Consider the following 20,642-nt stretch of genomic DNA (forward strand, 5'->3'; position numbering starts at 1 on the left):
ATGAAAATACTGGCCATCTGCGGCACGCGCCCGGAAGCCCTAAAAATGGCGCCAGTCGTGCTGGCCCTGCGTGCGGCGCCCGAATTTGAGACACAAGTCGCCGTGACCGCCCAGCACCGCCAGATGCTCGACCAGGCGCTGAATCTGTTCGGCATCCGGCCCGACTACGATCTGAACATCATGCAGGCCGGACAAACGATCTTCGACATCACGAGCCGCACCCTGCTCGGTCTGCGCGACGTGCTCGACCAGGCGCGCCCCGATCTGGTGCTGGTGCAGGGCGACACGACGACCGTGATGACCGGCGCCCTCGCCGCGTTCTACATGCGTATCCCGGTCGGCCACGTCGAGGCCGGCTTGCGCTCATTCGACAAGTACCAGCCGTTCCCGGAGGAGATCAACCGCCGCATCACCTCGACGCTCACCGACCTGCATTTCGCACCGACCGACCTGGCGCGGCGCAATCTGGAAGCCGAGGGCGTCACACCGGAACGAATCTGGGTCACGGGCAACACGGCCGTCGATGCTCTGCTGCACGTCGCCGCGCTGCAGCCGCCCGCCACACATCCCCTTCTAGACGCGCTCGATCCCGCCCGGCGGCTGATCCTGGTGACAACGCACCGGCGCGAAAACTGGGGCGAGCCGCTGCGCGGCATCTGCCGGGCCGTGCGGCAACTGATCGAGACGTACCGGGACATCGAGGTAATCTATGCCCTGCACCTCAACCCGGTGGTACAGAACATCGCCCGCACCGAACTGGCGGACGTGCCGCGCCTGCATCTGTGCGATGCCGTAGACTATGCGCCGTGGGTGCAGATGCTCAAACGCTCGTATCTGATCCTGACCGACTCCGGGGGCATCCAGGAAGAGGCGCCGTCGCTGGGCAAGCCCGTGCTGGTGCTGCGCAACGTAACCGAGCGGCCGGAGGGCGTGCATGCCGGCACGCTCAAGATCGTCGGTACCGACACGGAGACGATCGTGCGCGAGGCCAGTACCCTGCTGATCGACGCTGACGCGCGGGCGCGCATGACGCGCATCGGCAACCCGTATGGCGACGGGCACGCGGCAGCGCGCATCGTCGCCGCCATCCGCGAGTGGGCCGCGAGGTCCGCAGGTTGAAGCGCATCACCGTTCTCGTCAGCGACTTGCCCGACGGAGCGCTGCATGAGCGCGCGCGGGCGCTCTTCGGCCGCCTCGCCGACCGCTACGACGTCCGCATTGTCTGCCATGAAGGCGGCGCGCGGCGGCGTATCGCGCACTTCTTCAACACGCTGCAGCGCGCCCGCCCGGATCTGATCTACATCGTCGACCCGATCTATGCGGCGGTGGTGGCCGCGCGCAGCTACACCTGGCTTCACCGCACGCCTATGGTGCTCGACACGGGCGACATGGTCTACGAGTTGGCCAAAGAAGTTGGCCGCCTGGGCGCGCAGGCGCTGACGGTGGTGCGCTGGGCCGAGCAGACTGCACTCAGCATGGCGCACACCATTGTCGTGCGCGGCGACTATCACCGCGACTGGCTGGCCCGGCACGGCCGCGCGAACGTGACCTTCATCCCGGATGGCGTCGATCTCGCACAGTATCATCCGACTGCGGCGCGACCGTGGCGCGCGCGCTTCGGCATCAGCGAAGACGACCTGGCGGTCGGCGGTGTCGGCAGCCTCAGTTGGAACTTCCGACGACGCACCGGCTACGGCTGGGATCTCGTCGAGGCGCTGGCGTTTCTGCGCGGTGCGCCTGTCAAGGGGATCCTGTTCGGCGACGGCGACGGACTCGGCATCCTGAAAGCGCGCGCGGCTGAGCTCGGCGTGGATCGCCAGATCGCCTTTGCAGGGCGCGTATTGCCCGCCGATCTGAACGATGCCGTGAACGCGCTGGACGTGGCGCTCGTTTCCGCGCCGGACAGCGAGATCTCGTGGGTGCGGACGACGGGCAAGCTGCCGCTCTATCTGGCGTGTGACCGCTATATCATCTCCACCGCTGTGGGCACCGCCGCGCGCGTGCTCGACGGCACAGATATGCTCTTGCCGTACGAAGGAATCGGGCGCGACGACCGCTATCCGGTCACGCTGGCCGACCGGCTGCGCGCCCTGATCGGCCTGCCCGATGCCGTGAAGATGAACGGCCGTGGGGTCGCGCTGGCGCGTCAGCACTTCGATTACGACATGCTCGCTAAACGATTAGATAGCGTGCTGACTGGGGTACTATCATGAATCCCGTCGTCTCCGTGGTAGTGCCGACGTACAATCGTGCCTACGGGCTATCCGCCTGCCTCGATTCATTAATGGAGCAGGACTTCCGCGACTACGAGGTCATCCTGTCCGACGACGGCTCAACCGATGACACGCGCATGGTCGCCAACCGCTATCCCCGCGTGCAGTACATCGCGGGACCCAATGCCGGCCCGGCCGCGGCCCGCAATCGGGGCATCCATCGCGCTCGGGGTGAGTTCGTGGTGTTCACCGATGACGACTGTCGCGTGCCGCACGAGTGGCTGGCGCGTATCGTGGATGGGTACGAGCGGCACCCCGAGGTGGCGGGCGTCGGCGGCTATCTCGACCCGCCCGACGCGGTCGTCCAGAAGAGCATCTTCGCCCGCTACGAGCGATTCGTATCGACCCGGCTGTATCGGCAGAGCGCGCAGCAGGAAATGGTCGGCGGGTTGGACAATTATCCCGGCGACGGCACCAGCAATATGTCGTACCGCAAGGCGGTGCTCGACGTGGTCGGCGGCTTTGACGAGTGGTTCCCCTACGCCGCGGCTGAGGACCATGATTTGCGCGTGCGCGTCCATGCACTCAGCCACCGACTGCTCTACCTGCCGCTGCGTGTGGAACACATGCGGACGTATTCCTGGGCATCGTTCCGACGCCAGAGCATCGCACACGGGCGCGGGGTGATGCGCTGGGAGACCAAGACTAACGACGTCCGCACGCCGCGCACGCGCATCCTGCTGCGGCTGCTCAAGCGGAAGGCCATGTACCCCGTACAGATCGCGCGCTTTCGGTCGCTCTCACTGGCGACCGTCCACACGGCCGGTGAACTGCTGGACGCATACGGCCAGTGGCTCGAATGGCCCAGGGTGGCGCGCCGGTGAACGTCACCCTGTTCCGCGATCTCGCACAGGAGCGCTGGGCCAGCATCGACGTCTACGGCGATCGTCTTGCCGATGGTCTGCGCAAACTGAGCGCGCCGGGCTGGGATTATCGATCGCTGGCGCCGCGCGGCTGGGTCTCGGCTCGCTGGCCAACGCCCTCGCTCTATCTGAATCGCGTGGCCGTCTACATGCCGTACGCGTTCACGCACGCTTCCGCGCTGAACCATGTGCTCGACAACTCGTACGGGCATCTGCTGTATGCGCTCGATGCGCAACACACGATCGTCACGTCGCACGGCGGCACGCCGCGCTCATGGCGGCGCTGGAATCGCGAAGGGCCAGCCATGCAGTTCTTCGACTGGACGTTCAAGGGCACCCTGCGGGCGGCACGCATCGTGATCGTCAGCGACTACTCGCGCCGCGAACTGCTGCAGGATTACGACTACGATCCGGCGCGCATCCGCGTCGTGCACCACGGCATCGACGAGCGCTTTGCGCCGGTCGCTGAGGCGGTTCGCGTGCAGACGCGCGCCCGGCACACGGCCCCCGATGAGCGCGGGCTGATCCTGCACGTCGGCCACTGCGCGGCGCGCAAGAACGTCGAAGCGGCGCTGCGAGCGTTCGCTGAGCTACTGCGCCAGTCATCCGCGCCGTACCGTTTCCTGCAGATCGGCGGCGAGTGGTCGCCCGCGCAGAGTGCGCTGATCGCGGAACTGGGCATTGGCGCGCGCGTGACACAGATCGCTCAGGCACCCAACCGCGACCTACCGGCGTTCTATAACGCCGCCGACCTGTTCGTCTTCCCTTCACTGTACGAGGGTTTCGGCATTCCGCTGATCGAGGCGATGGCCTGCGGCGCGCCAGTCGTCTGCAACGACTACGAGCTCTTTCACGAGGTGTGCGGCGACGCGGCGGGCTACGCGGATTGCACCGACCCGCGCGCACTGGCCACGGCGATGGCACGCGCGCTGAACCAGACCGAGGTCGCCGCCGTGCTGCGCGAGCGCGGTCTGGCGCGCGCCCGGCAGTTCACCTGGCAGCAGTGCGCCGAACAGACGCTGGCCGTCTATCAAGGGCTGGCTGACGAGCTGGCATGATGCGCTCACTCCTGCCGCCGCTGCTCCGGGTCGCCGGGCACGGGCCGATCGATCGCGGCAAGTACCGCCTGGCGCTGTGGGCGTACCGCCACTTGCGCCCGCTGCCAGCGCCGCAGACCGTGTCGCTGTTCAACGGCCTGCGCATGGAGATCGACCCCAACGAGTTCGTGCAGAGCCAGATCTACTACATCGGCGCGTACGAGTTGTACCTGGCGCGGTACGTTCGGCAACTGCTGCGACCCGGCTCGGCATTCATGGACATCGGCGCCCACGTCGGCCAGTACACGCTGATTGCCGCCGGCGCTGGCGCCAGCGTGCATACCTTCGAACCAAACCCGAGCAATTTCGTCCGCCTGCAACGCAACGTCGAACTGAACGCCCTGCAAGGCGTGACCTTGAACCGCATGGCGGTCGCCCGCACAAGTGGGATGCTCCAGTTTTCGCTGCCCGATGCCGACAACACTGGTTCCGGTTCGCTGGCAGAACGCCCCGGCACACAGACCGTAGCCGTGAACGCGACCACCATCGATGCCTACTGCGCCGAACACGGCATCCAACCTGACTTTATCAAAATGGACATTGAAGGCGGTGAGTTGGACGCCTTGCGTAGCGGCGAGCAGATACTCCGAGCGCGCCCCGCGCTCGTGCTCGAAGCGTCCGGCGAGGCACTGGCGCAGTTCGGGCACAGTTGCGCCGAGTTGATCAACTACCTGGTGGATCGCGGCTACAAGCTGCATACGCTGGCGCGCGACCGACTCGTCCCGATGAATGGCGACACAATAGCCGACGACTACGACAATCTGATCTGCCTGCCCGCATGAACACCGAACGCCACCGTCGCCGCGCTGATTTCCTCGCGCTGGCCGCCTTCATTGTGACGGTCGTTGTATTCTACTGGCCCGAGCTTTCGGGGCAGGCGATCTTCTTCTTCGGCGGCTTCGACAACCCGCTGATCTACTACCCGTACCGAGCGATCCTCTCCGACGCCATTCGCAGCGGGCACCTGCCACTCTGGACGGCACTGCTCGGTACCGGCTTCCCGCTGGCAGCCGATCCCGAGTCGGCATCGTTCTCAATCGTAGCGATACTGCTTTCTGCGTTGCTGCCCCCGGCCATGATCATGAACATTGAGCACATCCTGGTCGTGCTCGGCTCGGGTCTCGGCACGTATGCTTTTGCGCGGTCGCTGGACCGCTCACCAGTCGCTGCGTTTATCGCAGCCGTTGCGTTCGCCTTCGGCGGTCCGGTGGTTGGTCGCTCGGAGACGCTGTTCATGGCCGGCGCGTTTCCGTGGTTACCCCTTTTGTTTCTCGGTCTGGAGCGGACGGCCGCGCGCAAATCAATGCGCGCCGCTATCTTCTCGGGCTTTATCATGGCGATGCTCGTGCTGGCCGGTTCGCCACAGATCGCGGTGTTTTCCATCATTGGCGGCTGCCTGTACTTCTCTGTACGCGCCGCTTTCGAGTGGCGCAACGATGCGGGACTCGCGCCGGCCATGCGCCACATAAGCCGCCTCGGCGTTGCACTGGTGATCGGGGCGCTACTATCGGCGATTCAGTTGCTGCCCGCACTGGAGTTTTCCCGCGAAACAGACCGTGGCACCGGCGGCCCCACCAGCGGCGCGGCTGCCATCTCGTTCTCTCTGCCCGAGCTGATCACCTATCTGGAGCCGTTCAGCCTCTACCTTGTCCCCACCCTGACGCGCGGTGCCGACGTAAAAACGTACATTGGCATTGTGCCACTAATACTGGCAATCCTGGCTGTGTGGCGCCGCCGCGACCGGCATACGCTGTCGCTAGCCGTGGTCTATCTGTTCGGCCTGCTCTACGCGCTGGGACAACTCTCACCGGTATGGTGGCTGCTCCACGGCCTGCCCGCGCTGAGCAGCTTCCGCAATCCGGGCTATTTCATGCACATCGCCGGGTTGGCCGCAGCGGTCCTGGCCGCCTTCGGCATGGACGAACTGCTAGCCGCGACACCGTCAAGTGTGACCGCTCGTGCGGCTCTGAAGCTGGCACGGCTATTTGCTGTCGCCGGGGTGCTCTGCTGGCTAGCCGCCGGCATTGGGCAACTCGCGCTGTCCACGCCACAGGTCCGCGATGCCGCGCTCGCATACGGGCGGCGGTACATCGAGGGCGGCGGCCGCGATGAACTGTCCGCGGCGCACTACACAGAACGCCTCAGCCTAATCTACGACCGGCTGGTGGATCGCGTCGGCGTTGCCACGCCATATTACGGCCTTCCCGCAGCGCTCATGCTCGCCGGCGCGGCGCTGGTGCGTGCCCGCGTGCGCGGCGATCTGGCAGCGAACGCTTTTGCGCTGGCGGCCGCCGGATTAGTCATCCTCGATGGCTTTCACTTCTCGTATTTTCTGGACGCGCAACGATCGCTGCCCGTTAGCGCCTTCACGGCGGCTCCCGATTCACTGGCCTCTCTCCAATCCGACGCCTCACCCTTTCGCGTCATCTCGGCGTATTCGCCGGAGGAGCGCAATACGCTGTACTGGCGTTCGCGCGCGACGCTGCAGCAACTGAATGTTGACCTGCTCATGCCCAATATCGGCGCGGCGTTCGGGCAAACCAGCGTGCAGGGCTACTATGGCATCGTGCTGGCGCGCGATATTGAATCACTGCTAGGTCCGACCGGACAATCTGACAGTGAGCGAGTTGCCCGCCTCGCCGCTCAATCTCGTGTGCTCGGCGCTGTCAACGTCAAGTACCTGCTGGTCCCGCCTGGCATTGCAGTGCCCGGCTGGAGCTCACGGTATAATGGGCGTAGCGATATCTACCAGAATCCGGACTATCTACCGCGAGCGTATCTGGTGCCAACCGCCCGCGTCATGGCCGATCCAACAACCATCATTGAAGCGATGCAAAGCCCGGCGTTCAGCCCGCGACGAGAGGTGATCCTTGAGCAACCGGCCGCGCTTGCCGGGGTCGCGATGCAGAGCGGGACGGCGCGTATCGAAAGCGCCACGGCCGAGCGCGTGACGATACATGCCGAACTAGATGGCGCCGGCTATCTGGTGTTGAGTGACCGCTACTATCCCGGCTGGCGCGCACGGGTGGACGGCCGCGACGCGACTATCCTGCGCGCCAACTACTACCTGCGCGCCGTGGCGCTGACCGCCGGCGCTCATACAGTCGAATTCACGTATGAGCCGGAATCGGTCCGGCTTGGCATGACCATCACCGGCCTGACGGCAGTGAGTATTGCACTTCTTGGCGTGTACGACATGATCGGGCGCGCCCGTCGCCCCGCTCCCAATTAACCCTATGTGCGGCATTTGCGGTATCTGGCAGCCAGACCAAACAGTCGACGAATCGCTCGTGCGCGCGATGAACGGTACGCTCACGCACCGCGGCCCGGACGGCGACGGCCTGCACGCATCGGGCAACATCGGCCTCGCCATGCGGCGGCTCGCTATCATCGACGTGGCCGGCAGCGACCAACCCATCTATAACGAAGACCGCTCGATCGTGCTGGTATTTAATGGCGAGATCTACAACTACCGCGAACTGCGCGCCAACCTGCTCGCGAGCGGCCACGCGTTGCGGACGCAGGGCGACGGCGAAACGATCGTGCACCTGTACGAGGAGCACGGCGTCGAATGTGTCACGCACCTGAATGGCATCTTCGCCTTCGCATTGTGGGATGTGCGCCGTCAACTGCTCCTGCTGGCGCGTGACCACCTCGGCATCAAGCCGATGCACTACATGGGACTGCCGGATGGCGGCATCGTCTTCGGATCCGAACTCAAGGCGTTGATCCAGCACCCGGCGATGCCAAAGTCAATCGACCCGGTGGCGGTTGCCGAGTACTTTGCACTGCGCTACATTCCATCGCCGCGAACGATCTACAGTGGCGTACGTAAACTGCCGCCGGCGCACCGGCTTGTCGCTCATGGCGCTGACGTGCGCATCGAGCGCTATTGGGATTGGCAGGCACCGTCCGGGCCGGCGACGGGCAATACGCACTATTCCGAGGCACTCCGACCGCTGTTCGAGGATGTCGTACGCCGGCAGATGCTGGCCGATGTGCCACTGGGCGCGTTCCTCTCGGGCGGCATCGACTCGACCATCGTCGTCGGCCTGATGGCCCAGGTCTCATCACAACCGGTCAAGACGTACTCGGTCGGCTTCGAGTGGAACGAGGGCGCGTATTATGACGAAACGCCCTATGCACGCGCCGTGGCCAAACGGTACGGAACCGATCACCACGAGGTCGTGCTGAAGGCCGACGCGCTCGATCTGTGGCCGCGCCTGGCGGCGCATTTCGACGAGCCATTTGCCGACCCAGCTTCGATACCCACCTTTCTGATCTCCCAGTTCGCCCGCAAATCGGTGCGCGTCGTGCTGACCGGCGAAGGCGCCGACGAGTTGTTCGCCGGATATGGCTGGTACGCCTGGGCGCAGCGTCGCATCCCCCTGCCGTTCGCCGCGCGCCTGGCCGCATGGGCACTCGACGGGCGGCGCGGCAAGCGCAGTGCGATGGCGCGGTTCGCCCCGGATTTCGAGACGATGTATTTCGAGAGCGCGCTCTGTTCGGTTTTCCAGTCGGACGAGCGCGACGCGCTGTTCTCGCGTGACTTTCGCGCCACACTCAACAACTGGCGGCCGTTACGTGAATTCGCCGGTGCGCTGTCCAAGTCGCGGCAGGCCGACCCGCAAACCCGCATGCAGGATCTGGATGCGCGGATCTGGCTGGAGGGCGGTCCGCTGACGAAAGTTGACCGCATGAGCATGGCAACTTCAATCGAAGCGCGGGTGCCTTTCCTCGATTACCGGATGGTGGAACTCGCGGCGCGCATGCCGCCGGGGGTGAAGCTGCGAAACGGCGTGTCGAAAGCGATCCTGCGCGAGACATTCGCCGACCTGCTGCCGCCCGAAATACTGAATCGTCCAAAGCACGCCTTTGATGTGCCGATCGGCGTTTGGCTGCGCGGCGGGCTCCGCCAGGCGATGAGCGCGCTGGCCGAACACCCGGCGATTGCACAGAGCGGCTATTTCGACCCTGCGTTTGTTCAGCGCGTGGCGTCCGCACACCTCGGCGGGCGTGATCACGCCGCGCAACTGTGGGCGTTATGGACATGGTGCCTGTGGTGGGACAGCCGCTAAGGACTCCGGCGCGCGTGCTGCTGGTTGATCACGCGGATTTCCTGGGCGGCGCGGAACGCAGCCTGATCGAACTCGCGCGGTACGTGGACCCCGCGCAGTACGAGATGATCTTCGCGTGCCCGCCCGGCGCGCTGATGACTGAGGCGATGCGCAACAATATCCACACCGCGCCGCTCGGCCTGGGTCAGATGCGCGGCCGGCGCAATGCGCTGAGCGCGCCATTCCGGCTGGCGCGCGGCGTGCGCAACCTGCGGCGGCTCATCCTGAGCGAGCACGCTGTCATCGTGCACAGCAACACCATGCGCGCCGCACTTTACGCCGCCCCGGCGGCGCGCAGCACGGGCGCGCGGCTGGTCTGGCACGTGCGAGATCTCCACCGTGAGCGGGCGTATCTGGAAATCATGAGCCGGCTCGCCGACGCCATCATCGTGAACGCCCACGCCGTCGCTCGCACTATTCCTACACGCGCCCAGCACAAGACGCAGGTGATCCACAACGGCGTGCCGCTGCGCGCCTTTGATCCCAGTGCCTGGTCGGGCAGCGCGTTCCGCGAGGAGTTGGGCTTCGCGCCCGATGCCTGTGTGATCGGCAATGTGGGCTGGCTCGCGCCATGGAAAGGTCAGCGTGAGTTCATCGAAGCGGCCTCGTTGGTCGTGAAGACGTGCCCGCAGGCACGTTTCGTCATCATCGGCGCGGTGTCGGACCCGCGCTATGCTGAGTACGAGCGCACGATGCGCGCGCTCGGCCGCGAACTGCTTGGCGACCAGCTGGTCTGGGCCGGCAATCGCCAGCCGATCCAGGCGGCGCTGGCTGCGCTGGATCTTGTGCTGCACTGCTCCGAGAACGAGCCGTTCGGCCGCGTCATCATCGAGGCGATGGCGATGCGGATTCCGGTGGTCGCGTTCCGCGGCGGCGGCGTCGAGGAGATTGTCGCCGACTCGGAGACCGGCTCGCTGGCCGACCCGCATGACGTGCGCGGCGTGGCCGAACTGGTCAGCGCGTTGATCGCCGATCCGCAGAGACGTCACGCGATGGGCGCCGCCGCGCATGCGCGCGTATCGGCGCTGTTCGACGCCGAAACGACCGCCCGCCAGGTCGAGCAGGTGTACGCGTCACTGCTGGCGGCGCGCGCATGACCCGTGCGCACGTGGTTGCCGCCGCTTGGGTGGTGGTGGCCGCGCTGGCCGTGCCCGGCATCACGCGCTGGGGCGAGCTGGTTTCGCGCCCGCCGGCCGGCGATTTCCTCGCATATTATCGTGCCGCCGAACGCTTCGCGGCGCATGACCCGACACTCTATTCAGCGCCGCCCACCGATGTGCCGGACTACCTATATCCCCCGCTGTTCGCCGCGCTGCTGCAACCGCTGACATGGATGCTACCGGCCACGGCGCAGGACATCTGGCAACTGGCGAGCATTGGGTGCGCGCTCATCGCAATCGTGCTCGTCGGGCGCAGCATGCCCCGCCCGCTTTCCACCCGCGAGTGGTCACTCGCGTTCGTTACGCTTGCACTCTTTCCCCCGTTCTTCCGCACCGTCCGAACCGGCCAAGTGGTTTGCATCCTGCTTCTACTCGTCGCATTAGGCATTTGGACCGCCTCGCGCCGGCGCGATGCATGGGCCGGCATCGCTTATGCCGCCGGGGCCGCCATCAAGCTGTACCCAGCGCTATTTCTGCTGACCGAGTTGGCCCGCGGCAAGCGCACGTTGTTTCTCGCGGGCGTCGGCGCCGGGTTGGCGCTGACGGCCGCCAGTCTCTGGGCTGGCGGACTGGCGCTGCATCAATCGTTCGTGTTCGAGTTGCTGCCACAGGTGAGCGCATTCGTGCACACGACGCCGCCTAACCAGTCGCTGGCCGCGTTCTTTGCGCGCCTCGGGCTTGAGGCGCACCTGCTACCAGGCATCATCGCGGCGCTGATGCTGGCCGCAACGTTGTGGCTGGCTTGGCGCTCCGGATCGACCGAGCCGTGGCTGGTGCTGGCCATGACCACGGTGCTGACCGTCATCATGCCCGCGCGCAGTTGGGACCTCAACTATCTGCTTGTACTCGCACCACTCCTGTTGCTGTATTTCAGCGACCGGCTCAAGGTGGTGACTGTCGCGGTCTATGGCCTGATCACGCTGGAACGCTACTGGCCGTTGATGCCCGACCACTGGGCGTTCCAGTCGTTCGCGTTGGCCGGCGGACTGCTGCTCTGGACGGCCTGCGCGTGGACTCTCTGGCAGAAGCCGGTGCCGCATGCGTGACCGCTGGCTCGTCGCCATTGCCGCGGTAGGCGTTGTGGTCATGGCGGGCTGGACAGCGTTCGTCGTTTCGACGGATCGGCCGCTCGACTACTACACATACGTCATCGCGGCCGATGTGCTATCGCGCGGCGAGAACGTGTTCACGATGGCCGAGGCCGATTACACACCGGTCGCCCGGCGGCTCGGCATCACCAACTACGCGCCGCCGTACCGCTATCCGCTGCTGACCGCGCTGGCCGTGCTGCCACTGACCTATCTTCCGCTGCGAATCGGCGCCGCGCTCTGGGTGTTTGCCAGCGGGCTGGCGGGACTGGCCGCTGCGTGGCGGCTCGGTCTGCACGCGCCACAGGCGTGGCAGCGGCGGCTGATTCTGCTGGCCATGATCGGGTATGTGCCGCTGCTGACGACCATGAACGCCGGGCAGGTCAATGCGTTTCCGCTGCTGTGCACCGCGGCCGCGCTGCATGCGTGGCGCGAGGCGCGTGACGCGCGGGCCGGCGCGTGGTTGGCGCTCGGTCTCTGGTTCAAGCCGTTCGCCTTTGCGCTGCCGGCGCTTGCGCTCTGGCGGACGCGCTGGCAGACCGTGATCGGCATCGCCATCGCGAGCGCCGTCATCGTGCTCGTCGGACTGCCCGTATTCGGCGTCAATTTGAGTATCGCGCAATTCGAGGTGTTCGCGGGTTACCAGGGTATCGCCGCATTGCCGATACCGACTAACCAGAACCTGACGGGACTGCTCTCGCGCTGGCTCACACGCAACGATTTCGGTACGCCGCTGATCGACGCGCCAGGCTGGCTGGCACCGGCACGCTATGCGTTGACAGCACTCATCCTGGCCGTCGTCGCGTGGGCGCTCTGGCCGCCGACGCAGCCGGGCGCGAAGCGAAACAGCGGGGCGCGCATGATGCTGGAAGCGGCATTGCTCATCAGCGCCACGCACCTGTTGTTCACCCAGACATGGTATCATCACTTGGCCATGCTATTCATTGCCTTTGCGGCGCTCGTCGCCGAGTGGCCCGACTGGCGCCGGCCGACGCCGCAGATCGTTGTGTTGGGCATTGCATACGTGCTGATTGATCTGCACGGGCTAATCTGGAAGAATCTGATCGGCCATACACTGCTGCTTGACGGCGCAACCTGGGCGCAGGTCGCGATCCTGATTATGCTCGTGGCGACGCTGCGCCGCCCGACTGCGGATAGCGTATGAACGAACGGCGCGGCATGCTGGCTGTGTTCGTGCTTTCGCTGGCGTTTTACACCGCCACGCTGGCGCCGACCGTACAGTGGGGCGACTTCGGCGGCTACCAGACCCGCATCACGATCGGCGAGCTTGAACTCGCCCCACAGGGCCACCCGCTCTGGAACCTGATCGCGCGACCATTCACGAAACTGCCGTTCGGCGATGCGGCCTGGCGCGTGAACTTCACCTCGGCGTTCTTCGCCGCGCTCGCGCTCTCCGTCCTCTACCTGACGTTGGTGCGCCTGTCACGCTCGCGCACCGCGGCCGCGCTGGCCGTGCTCGGACTGGCGGTATCGCATACGTTCTGGACCTACGCGGTCGTGCCGAAGGCGTATTCGCTCACGCTACTGATGCTGGCGCTGTGCATTCACTGGCTGGTCGCCTGGCGCACGGCACCGAAAGCGTGGCACCTGCCGGCGATCGGTGTAACCATGGGTCTCGGCGTCATGAACCACCTGATCGTCGTGACGGCCATGCCGGCCGTGATGGTGTTCATCGCCTGGGACGGCTTCCGGCGCAGGCGCGTCGGCAGTACCCGCGCCGCACCCACCCGCGTCGCGCTTGCCGTAATTCGCGACCTTGCGGTATACGTGCTCACCGTGACCATCGGCTTTACGCCGTATCTGCTGCTGCTCAGCGCTGCGCCCAGCACCGGCGCGACAACCGGCGGCTTCGTCACGTCCAACCTCGTCAAATTCGCGGAGCTTCTGACAAGTCCTACCGAGCTGCTGGTTGGAATCGGCCTGACTGTAGGCAACCTAGGCTACCAGTTCTTCTTCCTCACGTTTGTCGGCGCGTGGGGCTGGTGGCACATGGCGCGGCGCGACCCGCAGTTGGCGGCGCTCGTGATGCTCATCTTCCTCGGTGACGTTGCGTTCGTGCTCATTCCTACCGAGCCGCCAGTTATGATGCACTGGCACCTGTACCACCCCGCGTATCTGGCGTTCGCCTATCCGCTGATGTGGGGCATCGCCGACCTACTTGCCGCACGTGGCGACACCTGGCGTGCTCGCGCGGGATGGATCGCGGTTACTGTATTGCCGGTGCTGGCGGTCTACTTCGTGCTGGCGCCCGGTGTGGCACGGCTAACGGGAATCACGGAGCGACTCGGCGTGCGTGACCTGCCCGGCCGGGACACGGTAGCGTTTCTCTTCACGCCATCGAAGGCCGGGGATTACGGCGCGCGCCGATTCGGCGAAGCGGTCTTTCAGGGGTTGCCCGCGCGGGCTGTGATCTTCGCTGATTGGACACCGTACGCGGCGCTCTGGTACCTGCAGCGAGTCGAGGGCGTTCGCCCCGATGTGACCGTCAGCGACCTGCCCGATCAGGGGACACTGCTCGACGCGGTGAACCGCTACCGAGGCTCCGGTCGCTCGATCTTCCTCGCCGACAATAGTCGCTACTACGACCTGGCGCTACTTCAGACGCAGTACCGCATCGAGCCAACCGGCGTCATGTACCGGCTCGTGCCGCTCGTGCCATGAAGCGCTTGTATACGGAACACCGCATTGTGGCGCTGGCCGCCACCCTCGCGGCGTATGGCGTCTGGTTGGCGGCGCTTTCGACGCGCTCGCTCTGGGCGGACGAGTTCGCGACCAACCGGATCATGGAGCAGCCGGATTTCTGGTCGATGCTGGCGTACACGCCGCTTTCGGAGCGCCGCCCGCCGCTCTACTATATTACCCTGTGGGGCTGGCAGTCGATCGCCGGGCATGGCGAGTTTTCGCTGCGCTATCTGTCACTCTGGTGGGCAACGCTGGCCGTGCCGGCCTTTTATGCACTGGCGCGGATTGTGCAACGTTGGTTCAGACTGCCGGCGACGCGCTGGACGGCAGCCATACCGCTGCTGCTGGCCTTGTCCCCGGCGACCGCGTTGTTTGGCGTGATGATCCGCAACTTCGCGCTGGTCCTCGCGCTGGCGATGCTGTTCAATCTGGCGTTTGCACGTTGGATGGCGTTGAACACAGCGGAGGGGCCGGCTCAACCGCGCGCCGAGCGAAACGCCATGCTGGCATGGCTCGTCGCCGGACTCGCCTTGGTGTTCAGCGAGTATGGCGCGCTCGCATTGATCGGCGCACATGTGCTGTGGGTGCTGCTGCATCCACGCTTGCGCGCGCAGGTGTGGCGGCCGCTGCTTGTTGGTCTCGTCGTGCTTGCACTGGCGTTTCTGGCGCTCGTACCGGGCCTGCTGGAGCAGGTCGAGCGCGGCAAACTCGACGCCGACCTGTCGCGCGATCTGATTGGCTTCGTGCTGCGGCTGGCCACGCCGCTCTTCGCCTTCCCGTTCGGTGAAACGATCCTGCCGTGGCATCCGCTGGTGTTGATCGCCGCCCCGTTCGTCGCCTGGGCGGCGATTCGCGCGATCTGGGTGCGCGAAACACGCGGGCTGGCACTGTTTTGCCTGCTGGTCTTTGCCGCGCCGCTGGCCTTCAATACGTTCATCCTCACGACCATCGCGACCGATCTGACGTTTCTGGCGATGCCGAGCCGGACGCTCTACGCCATGCCGCCGCTGCTCATGGTGATTGCCTTCGGTGCCGGCACGCTCCGGCCTGTCTGGCGCCGGCTGTCGTGGGTAGCCGTCGCGGCGGCAAACGTCGCCGCGCTGACCAATCTTGGGCTCGGCATTGAGTACCTGAACCCGATCTACGCCGTGCCGCTGCGGGAAATTCACCAGTACTTGCAGAGTCACACACGGTCAGGCGATCTGCTAATCAGCGATCTCGACATCGTCTACCAGTACTACTACGACCGCGCCCCGATTGCGGGTACGCAACTGATCCTGACCGAAGACGCTAACCTGCCATCGCTCAACGTACAGATCGCCGCGCGCACGCCGCCGCGCATCTGGCTGTTCGTGTTCGGCCGCGACCGCAGCAGCGCGGGAGACCGGGTGCCGGCGCTGCTGCAGCAACTCGACGGCCGCTATCGCGCCATTGACGAACTCCGGTATGCGCCAACCGACCCGCTGTACCGGGACGTCAAGCAGCGGCTGATCCCGCGCGCGGCCTACGACTACAAACTCATCATCCGGCTGTACGAGCGTTTGCCATGAATCGCCTATTCGCATTTGATGCGCGCACCGTGCAGGATCACTTTCCGGGCATCGCGCGTTATGGTTTCAATCTGGTCTCGGCCATGCTGGACCTGGACACAGGGCAACAATTCGAGCTACTCGGTCCTCCGCCCGAGCTCAACACGCGCTTCGACCTCTCGCCCTGGCAATCTAAAGCCAACGCGCGCGTCACGACCATCCCGGCATCGCTATTCTCGCTGGCCGGCCAGTGGCGCGCACGGCAATGGATCGCCCGGGTGAAGCCTCGACTCTATCATTCGCCCTATTACCTGATGCCGTACTGGACGCCATGCCCGTCCATCGTCACCGTCCACGACCTGATTCCTCTGCTCTACCCGCAATACTTTACGGCGATGCAGCGACTTATCTTCGGCATGGCGATGCGGCTGGCCGTTGGCCGGGCGCGGTGGATCATCGCCGACTCCGAATCGACGGCGCGCGACCTGCGCGCGCGGCTGCACGCGCGCACCGATCGTGTGGTGGTGATCCACTTGGGCGTGGATCCGGTCATGCAGCCTGCGCCTGCGGAGAACATTGAGGCGCTGCGCGCGCACTATGGGTTGCCCGAGCCATACGTTCTCTACGTGGGCAGCAACAAGCCGCACAAAAACTTGCTGCGCCTGGTCGAAGCGTACGCGCGGATCGCCGAGCGCGAACAGACGCCGCTGGTCGTGGCGGGGCACTGGGATGCGGAACACCCAGAGGCGCGGGAACGCGCGGAGCAACTTGGTCTGGGCCAATCCGTGCGCTGGCTCGGCGCGATACCGGCTGACGATCTGCCGGCGTTGTATAGCGGGGCGACGCTCTTTGTGTTTCCGTCGGAGTATGAGGGGTTTGGCCTGCCGGTGCTGGAGGCGATGGCGTGCGGCGCGCCGGTGCTGTGCGCGGACAGCAGCTCGCTCCCGGAGGTGGCCGGCGTCGCGGCCACGCTGATTGACCCGCGCCATATCGAAGGCTGGTCCCATGCCATCGAGCGACTGCTGGCCAACGCCGAACAGCGCGCCCAAATGCGGGAAGCCGGCCTGCGGCGCGCCGCGCGCTTCGCCTGGAGCGAGACGGCCCGCCAGACACTGGCAGTCTACCGGCGCGGCGTTACCTAGCCGGCGACTGCCACCGCGACAGGCGTTACCGCGAGCGTGCGCTTCAGCTCGGCCGGGTCGATCACCACGAGGAAGCCGCGTTTGCCGCCGTTAATGTAGATACGCGGCAGATCGAAGATCGTCTGCTCGGCGTAGATCGGCATGGTCTTGCGCGTGCCAAACGGGCTGGTGCCGCCGACCATGTAGCCGCTGTGCTTCTGTGCCATGTCGGGCGCGCACGGGGAGACCTGTTTCGCGCCGATCAGCCGGGCGAGCGTCTTGGTGGATACTTCGCGGTCGCCGTGCATCAACACGATCAACGGCTGTTTGCGGTCCGTTTCCATGACCAACGTCTTGACCATCATATGCTCGGGTACGCCCAGCGCGGCCGCCGAGACGCGCGTGCCGCCGTGCTCCTCGTAGTTATACAGGTGCGGCTCAAACGCTACGTTGTGCTCGCGCAGAAAGCGCACGGCCGGGGTGACGGGAAAGTCTTCCGAAGGCATCATGTACCTCGCTTGGCAAGATCCATCCCAAGTGTAATGGCAGTCGCAGCGTGCGTCAACCGCAATCTCGCTCACCCGATTTGCAGCCGCGAGTATAATCATAAGCAGCCATGGAAACCGTCAATCCCCGGCGCCCTCACCAGCCGCGTACTACCCCGGTCCGACGCTATGCGCGCGAGAAGTCGGCCGGCGCCGTCGTATATTACCGCGGCCGGCCGCTCGAATTTCTGCTGATCGCGGCCGGCTACTGGGAGTTCCCGAAGGGACGCATCGACGCGGATGAAAGCGAGGTCGCCGCCGCGCTGCGCGAAGTGCGCGAGGAGACCGGACTGGCTGTGCGCCTGCAAGACGGCTTCCGGCGCGAAACCAGCTACGTCTACCGCCACCACCGCGACGGGGAACTGGTGCGCAAACAGGTCGTCTATTTCCTCGGCGAAGCAACAACCCGCGATGTGTTGCTATCGTCTGAGCATCAGCACAAGGCGTGGCTGCCCTACGAAGAAGCACGGGCGCGGCTGCGCCACGAGAGCAGCAAACAGCTACTGGAGGCGGCCCACCAGTTTCTGCGCGAACGATCGCGCACAACCTGAAGGCCAGGGAGACATGGCGTTCGATGCTAATATGAGCGGCGACCGCGCCGCATGGTGGCACACGTTGAACGAGGCGCGGACCCGACGACCTTCACTGTGATACCCAATTCGGCGCATCGCCAGCGCCTCACAACGCACGATCAGGATTCCCCGCCGGACGCCATCTGCCCGGTCTGCCGCCGCCCGGTTGACCGAGCGCTTTTCGTTCTGTCGAGCCGTGTAGAACCGCGTTTTGCCCGGCGGATCCGGGCAGCGCATCCGGACTGGATCGAGTCGGAGGGCGTCTGCCCGGCCTGCGCATTCGACGCGGCGGAATCCGCCCGGCGCGAGCGCAGCGGGTACTCGCTGCAGGGTGAACTGCAACTGCCGTACCCCGCGTACGATGCCGGCGATGCGCGCTTGCTGCCGCTGGCGGCCCGCCTGCGCGCCCATCCGGTGTACGCCGGCCGGCGCATCACCATCGCATTTCTCGACTCCGGCTTCTACCCTCACCCGGACCTGATGCGTCCGCGCGAACGGATCCGGCGCTATGTGGATGCGACGGTCGACGAGCCGTTTGAAGCCCCGCTCCCGAAAGAGCCGAGCGTCGAGCAGTGGCACGGCACCATGACGTCCTGTGTGGGTGCGGGAAACGGCTTCCTGGCGCAGGGCATGTATGCCGGGCTCGCGCCGCATGCCCGCGTCGTGCTGGTCAAGGCCGGCAACCGCCGCACCCGCCGCATTCACGACCGCGACATCCTGCGCGCACTGCAATGGGTGGTTGACAACCATGAGCGTGACGATATCCGGATTGTCAACATCTCGCTCGGCGGCGACCGTGGCGCGACCGGGCGGCCGTCGGAACTGGACCGGCTGATCGAGGAGGCGGTTGCGCTGGGCATGATCGTCGTATGCGCCGCCGGCAACGGCGGTCAGCCGCATATCGACTCGCCGGCCACAGCGCCCTCAGCCATTGTGGTCGGCGGCGTCGACGACCAGAACACGCTCGAGGAGCGCCACTGGCGGCCATATCACTCCGACTGGGGCGCAGCCGCCGATGGCTCGCTCAAGCCCGACGTGATCGCCCCGGCCGCCTGGCTGCCCGCGCCAATGCTGCTGACATCGGAAACGCACAACGAGGGTATGCTGCTCTGGCAATTGATGCAATCCGGCGACCGCCAGTTTGCGCAGGCCATGCAGACATCACTCGCGCGCGAATACTTCAAGACGAGCACCATGCGCCTGCCGATCGCCGAAATCCGGCAGAAGATTCGCGGCCGCATGCTCGAGCAGAAGTTCGTCCACGCGCATTACCAGCACGTGGACGGGACATCATTCTCGGCCCCGATTGTATCTGCAATCGCGGCGCAGATGCTCGAGGCTAATCCATTGCTCACTCCGGGACTGATAAAGCGAATCGTCGGCGGCACGGCCGAGCGACTGAACGGCACGCCCGCCGAGCCCCAGGGTTGCGGTGTGATCAACGCCGCGCGCTCCGTGGCCGCCGCCCTGCGCGCACCCGGCGGGCCGCTGGCCGGCTTCCCGCTCTCGCCCGCCACGGAGCCATGGGGCATTACGTTCACGTGTTACAATCCCGACGCCACGCGCGTCGCGCTCGTCGGAACGTTCAACGGCTGGGACACACGCACGCACCCGCTGCGCAACACGGGCGGCGGCGTCTGGCAGATCACGATCGAAACTCCGGCACCAGGCGCGCACGCGTACAAGTTCTTTGTGGATAGCACGCGCTGGCTGCGCGACCCGGAAAACGGAGACGTCGTCGACGATGGCTGCGGAGACTATCACTCGGTCTTCCGCAGCGAATAGCAACCGCAAGGCAAAAGGATATGCAACGATTCGTTGACGGCTGGCACAGCCCGCGGCTCGACCGCCACATGGAAATCGTGACGTACGGTCACTATGGATTTCCGCTGCTGCTCTTCCCGACGGCGGCCGCCGACTACCTGGAATACGAGCGCTTTCACCTGATCGGCTCCATCGCCGACTTCATCGAAGCCGGCAAAGTGAAGGTGTTCTCGATCAACAGCATCAACAGCGAGTCGTGGATGAACCGTCGCGCGGCGCCGTGGTACCGCGCGCTGCGGCAGACGCAATACAACGGCTACGTCTGCGAGGAGGTGGCGCCCTATATCTGGAACGCCTGCCAGGGCCGCGTCGGTATCATCACGGCGGGCGCCAGCCTGGGCGCCTATCACTGCGCGAACCAGCTGTTTCGCCGTCCCGATCTGTTCGACGGCATGCTCGCCATGAGCGGCAACTACCACATCCGCAACTTCGCGGACGGCTACGACGACGAGAATGTGTACTACAACGATCCGCTGTCGTACCTGCCAAATCTTAATGATGATTACTACCTGCCGCTTTTGCGTCAAAAGCAGCATATACATATACTGACGGGGCAGGGTGCGTACGAGCGACCGGAGTATTCGCGCGAGTTGTCGGGCATTCTCTCGGCCAAAGGCATTCCCCACGAGCTTGACATCTGGGGCTATGACATGCCGCACGACTGGCCGACCTGGCGGGCAATGATCCGGTACACCATCGAGTCCAAGTTCTAGCGGGCGTCGCCCATGCGGCGTCAGTGATCAAGGAGAC

The 20,642-nt window shown here is 65.4% G+C and carries 17 protein-coding genes; 16 read left to right on the forward strand and 1 reads right to left on the reverse strand.

Annotated features, from left to right (window positions below; all coding sequences use genetic code 11):
- From wecB to HZB53_08840, 13 genes are read left to right on the forward strand one after another with little or no spacing between them, the layout of a single operon-like run.
- Entirely contained in the window at nucleotides 1-1,119 is a 1,119-nt protein-coding gene (wecB, locus tag HZB53_08780) for a UDP-N-acetylglucosamine 2-epimerase (non-hydrolyzing) (protein MBI5877731.1), read from the forward strand.
- Nucleotides 1,116-2,213 (forward strand): glycosyltransferase, encoded by a 1,098-nt coding sequence (locus HZB53_08785; protein MBI5877732.1) that lies wholly within the window; start codon nucleotides 1,116-1,118, stop codon nucleotides 2,211-2,213. Before wecB ends, HZB53_08785 begins: the two co-directional genes overlap by 4 nt.
- Nucleotides 2,210-3,097, forward strand: coding sequence for a glycosyltransferase (locus tag HZB53_08790; GenBank protein MBI5877733.1), 888 nt, complete (start codon nucleotides 2,210-2,212; stop codon nucleotides 3,095-3,097). The genes HZB53_08785 and HZB53_08790 overlap by 4 nt, the downstream gene beginning before the upstream one ends.
- Nucleotides 3,094-4,194: a glycosyltransferase family 4 protein gene (locus HZB53_08795; protein ID MBI5877734.1), complete on the forward strand. Its 1,101-nt coding sequence runs from the start codon at nucleotides 3,094-3,096 to the stop codon at nucleotides 4,192-4,194. The genes HZB53_08790 and HZB53_08795 overlap by 4 nt, the downstream gene beginning before the upstream one ends.
- Nucleotides 4,191-5,015, forward strand: a complete 825-nt coding sequence (locus HZB53_08800) for an FkbM family methyltransferase (protein MBI5877735.1) — start codon at nucleotides 4,191-4,193, stop codon at nucleotides 5,013-5,015. Before HZB53_08795 ends, HZB53_08800 begins: the two co-directional genes overlap by 4 nt.
- Complete coding sequence (locus HZB53_08805) at nucleotides 5,012-7,465, forward strand: YfhO family protein (GenBank protein ID MBI5877736.1); 2,454 nt, start codon at nucleotides 5,012-5,014, stop codon at nucleotides 7,463-7,465. The genes HZB53_08800 and HZB53_08805 overlap by 4 nt, the downstream gene beginning before the upstream one ends.
- A gap of 4 nt (nucleotides 7,466-7,469) precedes the next feature.
- Nucleotides 7,470-9,311, forward strand: a complete 1,842-nt coding sequence (asnB, locus tag HZB53_08810; protein ID MBI5877737.1) for an asparagine synthase (glutamine-hydrolyzing) — start codon at nucleotides 7,470-7,472, stop codon at nucleotides 9,309-9,311.
- The gene (locus HZB53_08815; GenBank protein MBI5877738.1) at nucleotides 9,278-10,447 is read left to right on the forward strand and encodes a glycosyltransferase family 4 protein; all 1,170 of its coding nucleotides are present in this window, start codon (nucleotides 9,278-9,280) and stop codon (nucleotides 10,445-10,447) included. Before asnB ends, HZB53_08815 begins: the two co-directional genes overlap by 34 nt.
- The gene (locus tag HZB53_08820; GenBank protein MBI5877739.1) at nucleotides 10,444-11,556 is read left to right on the forward strand and encodes a DUF2029 domain-containing protein; all 1,113 of its coding nucleotides are present in this window, start codon (nucleotides 10,444-10,446) and stop codon (nucleotides 11,554-11,556) included. Before HZB53_08815 ends, HZB53_08820 begins: the two co-directional genes overlap by 4 nt.
- A complete protein-coding gene (locus tag HZB53_08825; protein MBI5877740.1) occupies nucleotides 11,549-12,763 on the forward strand; it encodes a DUF2029 domain-containing protein in 1,215 nt (404 codons plus the stop codon). Before HZB53_08820 ends, HZB53_08825 begins: the two co-directional genes overlap by 8 nt.
- On the forward strand, nucleotides 12,760-14,280 hold the full coding sequence (locus tag HZB53_08830) for a DUF2723 domain-containing protein (GenBank protein MBI5877741.1): 1,521 nt from the start codon (nucleotides 12,760-12,762) through the stop codon (nucleotides 14,278-14,280). Before HZB53_08825 ends, HZB53_08830 begins: the two co-directional genes overlap by 4 nt.
- Nucleotides 14,277-15,851 carry a hypothetical protein gene (locus tag HZB53_08835; GenBank protein MBI5877742.1) on the forward strand — a complete coding sequence of 525 codons (1,575 nt, stop codon included), beginning with the start codon at nucleotides 14,277-14,279 and terminating at the stop codon, nucleotides 15,849-15,851. The genes HZB53_08830 and HZB53_08835 overlap by 4 nt, the downstream gene beginning before the upstream one ends.
- Complete coding sequence (locus HZB53_08840; GenBank protein MBI5877743.1) at nucleotides 15,848-16,972, forward strand: glycosyltransferase family 4 protein; 1,125 nt, start codon at nucleotides 15,848-15,850, stop codon at nucleotides 16,970-16,972. Before HZB53_08835 ends, HZB53_08840 begins: the two co-directional genes overlap by 4 nt.
- Here HZB53_08840 and ybaK read toward each other — a convergent pair.
- A complete protein-coding gene (ybaK, locus tag HZB53_08845) occupies nucleotides 16,969-17,457 on the reverse strand; it encodes a Cys-tRNA(Pro) deacylase (GenBank protein ID MBI5877744.1) in 489 nt (162 codons plus the stop codon). The genes HZB53_08840 and ybaK overlap by 4 nt on opposite strands.
- Before the next feature lie 110 nt (nucleotides 17,458-17,567).
- On the opposite strand from ybaK, the gene HZB53_08850 reads away from it, so the two are divergent.
- From HZB53_08850 to HZB53_08860, 3 genes are read left to right on the forward strand one after another with little or no spacing between them, the layout of a single operon-like run.
- Nucleotides 17,568-18,047, forward strand: a complete 480-nt coding sequence (locus HZB53_08850; protein ID MBI5877745.1) for an NUDIX domain-containing protein — start codon at nucleotides 17,568-17,570, stop codon at nucleotides 18,045-18,047.
- Between the two features lie 51 nt (nucleotides 18,048-18,098).
- Nucleotides 18,099-19,853, forward strand: coding sequence for a S8 family serine peptidase (locus HZB53_08855; GenBank protein ID MBI5877746.1), 1,755 nt, complete (start codon nucleotides 18,099-18,101; stop codon nucleotides 19,851-19,853).
- Between the two features lie 20 nt (nucleotides 19,854-19,873).
- Nucleotides 19,874-20,605, forward strand: coding sequence for an esterase (locus tag HZB53_08860; protein MBI5877747.1), 732 nt, complete (start codon nucleotides 19,874-19,876; stop codon nucleotides 20,603-20,605).
- The last annotated feature ends 37 nt before the right edge of the window (nucleotides 20,606-20,642 follow it).

The sequence above is a fragment of the Chloroflexota bacterium genome, assembly GCA_016235055.1.
GTDB lineage: Bacteria > Chloroflexota > Anaerolineae > JACRMK01 > JACRMK01 > JACRMK01.